The 4,857-nt window shown below is 59.3% G+C and carries 3 protein-coding genes and 1 pseudogene; 1 reads left to right on the top strand and 3 read right to left on the bottom strand.

From position 1 onward, the window contains the following. Positions 1-167: pseudogene (locus ACMV8A_RS15510) on the top strand (IS5/IS1182 family transposase); the annotation flags it as partial. A gap of 69 nt (positions 168-236) precedes the next feature. On the opposite strand, the gene ACMV8A_RS15505 reads toward ACMV8A_RS15510, so the two are convergent. The 3 genes from ACMV8A_RS15505 to ACMV8A_RS15495 form a co-directional block, all read right to left on the bottom strand. Next, on the bottom strand, positions 237-1,295 hold the full coding sequence (locus tag ACMV8A_RS15505; protein ID WP_495326789.1) for an RHS repeat domain-containing protein: 1,059 nt from the start codon (positions 1,293-1,295) through the stop codon (positions 237-239). Between the two features lie 47 nt (positions 1,296-1,342). After that, positions 1,343-1,807, bottom strand: a complete 465-nt coding sequence (locus tag ACMV8A_RS15500; protein ID WP_495326788.1) for a hypothetical protein — start codon at positions 1,805-1,807, stop codon at positions 1,343-1,345. 26 nt (positions 1,808-1,833) lie between these two features. Continuing rightward, a partial coding sequence (locus ACMV8A_RS15495) for an RHS repeat-associated core domain-containing protein (RefSeq protein ID WP_495326787.1) occupies positions 1,834-4,857 on the bottom strand: 3,024 nt, incomplete at its 5' end.

The following is a 4,857-nucleotide window of genomic DNA, read 5'->3' as shown; positions in this document are numbered from 1 at the left end:
CCGAGAACGCGATGAACCGCCTCAAGGGTTTGGGCGAACGGCTGTTCTCGCGCACTTTCGAGCGCCAGGTCGCCGAAGTGCATGCTCGGGTTGCCATCATCAACCGCTTCACCTACCTGGGCATGCCCAATTCTGTCCGGGCTGGGCAAATTGCGTCCATCGCATGAAGGAGGCAGGGAAAAAGGGGAACTCATCGCGAAAAATCAGAATTCAGCCAATCGGAATATCAACATCAGCTAATTAAGCACCAACGCCAATCCGAACTGCGAGGCAGTGATGTGCATGGAGTGCATGGGCAGATCAAACCCTGTGGAAAGAACGGGCACCTTGTTTCCAACCAGACAATGCTTCTTCGTGATAGTGCATTGGGTTGCCAAGCCCTGAATCAGGCCATTAAGAGTAATACTGCCTCCCGGCATGAGTCCTCCTTTCGCATGAATGGAGGATTTCACCATGCGATCAATGATATCCCCCAAGATCCTGTCCGAGAGGAAATCCAAGGCAGTCATCCTTGCATATGCGATAGAGATGTTTATTGCAAAACTAAACGCTCCACTCATCGTGATATACCCACTCGGATCAATATGATTGACCGGGTCGGAGTTGGCGTACAGGTACTTGTTCAGCGTCAGCGGGATGCGCTGGCTGCCCGGGTGCTCATCCATCGAGATGAAGCGCCCGGTGCCCGGGTCGTAGTCTCTGGCTCGAAGGTGGATCAGCCCGGTATCGGGGTCGTAGCGTTCTCCAGTGTAGCCGTGGGTGGGTTGGGCGCTGCTGCCGGCTTGCAGATTGCCGAAGGCATCGAAGCTCCAGCTCTGCGTGTCCGTGCCGTCTGTGGTCAGGCGCGTTGATCCCTGACCGTCCGTGTACACCTGCCGGGTGCTGGTGCCGTCGCTCTCGCTGATCAGTTCGCCCACGCCGCCGGGGGTGTGCAGATAGGTGCGTTCCTGCCACGGGCCGGTGTTGTGCCGTGTGCGCTCGATGACCACTTCGTGGTACGCGCGCTCGGTGTCGAGGATGTAGTGGGTTTCGGTCTTGTTCGCGCCCTCGGTGACGAGCTTCTTGATCCGGCGGCCCTGCGGGTCGTAGCCGTAGCGGATGGTCCGGGTGCCGGTCTCCACCTTCGTCAGGCGGTGGTCGGTGTTCCACGTGTAGGTGGTGACTTGGCCTGCGTGGGTCTTGCCGATCAGCTGGCCTTTGAAGTCGTAGGCATAGGTGGTGGTGCCGTGCAGGCTGTCCACTTCCTGCGTGAGCCGGTCATTGGCGTCGTAGGTGTAAAGGGGGGAGTTTGGCATTACCTTTGGAGATTTATCTCGCAGACTCGCTCGCCCAATCTATCGGGCTACAAACCCAACTCCTTCATCAGCCTCACGCGATCTGGATGCGGCACAAACTCCCATATATCAACCACATAATCCATGTTAGGAAGATCTGCCCCTACACCGATCTTTTCCGATATCCTCGCGGCAACCCCTGACAGAAAAGAGCTTCGCTCAAAATAAGCAATCAGGTGTTGATCATCACACTCGTATGAATACTTCATCAAAAGCCTGTTCATCAACCTCTTTGCTACCGATATCCTTGACATCAAGACCCGATCATCATCAAAGCAGTCAAGCAGCGAATACTGGACAAAAACACAAAACACCCAGAAAGAAAAATTGCACAATAGATGCTCCTTTTCATCAACCTCATTGTCCATCTCCGCCCCATAGACAAAAGGCGGCCATCCGTACGCATCAACATATCTAGAAACAATTTCCCTCTTCTCCCGGAGATCGGCTCGAAAAAAATTGTTTGCTGCCAAGAAATAATCCAATTCCGCATTACGCACTATCGTGGCCCCCCTATAAATTTATAGACATGGAAACTGTAATTTGGCGGCATATCAAACGTATCCAATTCATAGCCCTTCCCAGTTCTATGCCCCGCTGGCGTCAGTCCAATATCCATCCTATAGAGCATCCGCTGATGCCCCATTTCCACTCCAACACCAGCCAGTGAACCCCTGGTATTTCTACCCGGCGCTCCAATTCCTACCTTCAACGGCTTTCCAGATATCTTCCTCTTAGTGTCAATGAGCCTCGGAGCAGCTGGCGAAATAACCGGCAAATAGACGATATAAGACTTCAGCCTCTTCCCCCTCATATATTCCTTTACATAGCCGGCACTCCAATTACTCAATCCAATGGTGATGGCCTTGCGTGATCCAATCATGAATTGCTGTGCCGCATCTGAAAAATCAATCCTAGGTGGAAATTGCCTCGGAGAAACTCCCTCAAGAATTGTTGAAGGGTCCATCTGCGCCAATTGAATGAGGGCTATCGTAAGGTCAACCACATTGTTGACCCTGGCGTATAGGTGAAGCATTCTCGACGCCAAGCCGGCTGCATTCAATATTCCTTGAATATTCAATCCTGCACCCAAGCTCCCCATCGTGATATACCCACTCGGATCAATATGATTGACCGGGTCGGCGTTGGCATAGAGGTACTTGTTCAGCGTCAGCGGGATGCGCTGGCTGCCCGGGTGCTCGTCCATCGAGATGAAGCGCCCGGTGCCCGGGTCGTAGTCTCTGGCTCGAAGGTGGATCAGCCCGGTATCGGGGTCGTAGCGTTCTCCGGTGTAGCCGTGGGTGGGTTGCGCGCTGCTGCCGGCTTGCAGGTTGCCGAAGGCATCGTAGCTCCAGCTGTGCGTGTCCGTGCCATCCACCGTCAGGCGCGTTGATCCCTGACCGTCCGTGTACACCTGTCTTGTCGTGGTGCCGTCGCTGTCGCTGATCAGTTCGCCCACACCGCCGGGCGTGTGCAGGTAGGTGCGTTCCTGCCACGGGCCGGTGTTGTGCCGTGTGCGCTCGATGACCACTTCGTGGTACGCGCGCTCGGTGTCGAGGATGTAGTGGGTTTCGGTTTTGTTCGCGCCCTCGGTGACGAGCTTCTTGATCCGGCGGCCCTGCGGGTCGTAGCCGTAGCGGATGGTCCGGGTGCCGCTCTCCACCTTCGTCAGGCGGTGGTCGGTGTTCCACGTGTAGGTGGTGACTTGGCCTGCGTGGGTCTTGCCGACCAGCTGGCCTTTGAAGTCGTAGGCATAGGTGGTGGTGCCGTGCAGGCTGTCCACTTCCTGCGTGAGCCGGTCATTGGCGTCGTAGGTGTAGGTGGTGCTCTGCGTCTGGCTGCCGCTGACGGTTTTCGTGGTGCGGTTGCCTGCCCGGTCGTACTGGTAGTCGATGGTGATGGTCTGCACCGTCGGCTGGGTCTGGGCGATCTGCTCCTGGGTGAGCTTGCCGGCGGCGTCGTACTGCCAGGCGAGGGTTCTGCGGGTGCTGTCGGCTCCGGCGTTGATTTCTTCCGTGGCCGCCGTGCGCTGGCCGTTGAGGTTCAAGGTGTAGGTGAACCGGGCCAGGGTGGTGCCACCGGCAGCCTGATGGTGGACGCCGGTGAGCTGGCCTGCGGCGTTGTAGGTGTAGCTGCTGGTGGAGCCGTCGCTGCGGACGATGTGGGCAAGCCGACCTGCCGCGTCATGGGTGAAGACGGCCTGCGCGCCCTCGATGCTGTCCAGCGTGTGCAACTGGTTGGCCGCGTCGTAGCTGGCGTTGATGTCCCGGTTGGGGTTGGTGACGCGCAGCCGCGTGCGGTTGCTGTTGGCATCCCACTGGTAATGGGTGGTGTAGCCATACGCAGCGCTGTCCGGCAACTGGGCGGCGCTGTGGTTGAGGCTGCGCTGGGTGATCCGGCCCAGGGTGTCCAGGTTCAGGTGCTCGGTGCCATCCCGGCTATCGGTATGGCCCGTGGGTCGGCCATAGCTGTCGTAGGTCACCCGCTGGTTGCTGCCGTCCGGGCGATGGATGCGCAACAGGCGGCCGGTGTCGCTGCCGGTGCTGCCGTATTCCCAGATAGTAGTGGCAGCGTCGAAGCCGGTCTTCTGGATGAGCTGGCCTACGGCGTTGTAGCTCAGGGCTTCGCTTGTGCCATCGGCCAGGGTGCGGCGCACACGGCGCCCTGCGCTGTCGTAGCCGTAGTGCGTGGTGCGGCCTTCGGCATCGGTCTGGCTGAGCAGTTGGCCCTGCTGGTTGTACTGGTAGCCGGTGCTGTGGGCGAGCGGATCGGTGACGCTGGCAAGGCGGCCCAAAAGGTCATAGGCGAAGGTGGTGACGTGGCCTTCCGGCGTGGTCTCCGTGGTGCGCTGGCCCACGGCGTTGTAGCCCCAGGCGGTGATGGCACCGGTGGGCAGGGTGGTGCCGGTGCGCTGGTTGGCAGCGTTGTAGCTGTGCTCGATGGTATGGCCGAGGGGATCGGTTTCTTCCACGAGGTTGCCAGCCAGGTCATAGGCGCTGGTGCTGGCATGGTTCAGCGGGTTGGTCAGCCTGGTCTGGCGACCGCCATCGTCGTACTCGTAACCGGTGGTGTTGCCACGGCCATCGGTGGTTTCGGTGACCTGGCCGGCGGCGTCGTACCGGGTGTGCGTGATGTAGCCCGCCGGGTCGGTGACCTGGGTGGGGCGGTCCAGTGCGTCGTACTGGGTGTTGGTGCACAGGTTGCCGTTGCCGCTGCAACTGCGGGTTTCGTTGCCGTTGTGGTCGTATTGCCAGGTGTCCTTGAGGCCATCGGGGTAGAGGGTCTCGGATTTTTCGCCACGGACGGTGTAGCTGTGGTGGGTGACGCGGCCCAGTGCGTCGGTCTCCTGCGTGAGTTCACCGGCGGCGTTGTACTGATAGCTGGTGGTGTGGCCGCCTGCATCGGTCTGGCTGATCAGACGGCCCTTGGCATCCCATGTGCTGCGGGTGGTGACGGTGACGGGGCTGCCGCCTTCGCTGAGCACCAGGCTGCTGCCGGTAGCGGTGACGTTGCCCGCCGCGTC

Source organism: Sulfurivermis sp., from assembly GCF_059410345.1.
Note: the sequence above shows the minus strand (reverse complement) of the source record. Positions and strands in the feature narration are given on the sequence as shown.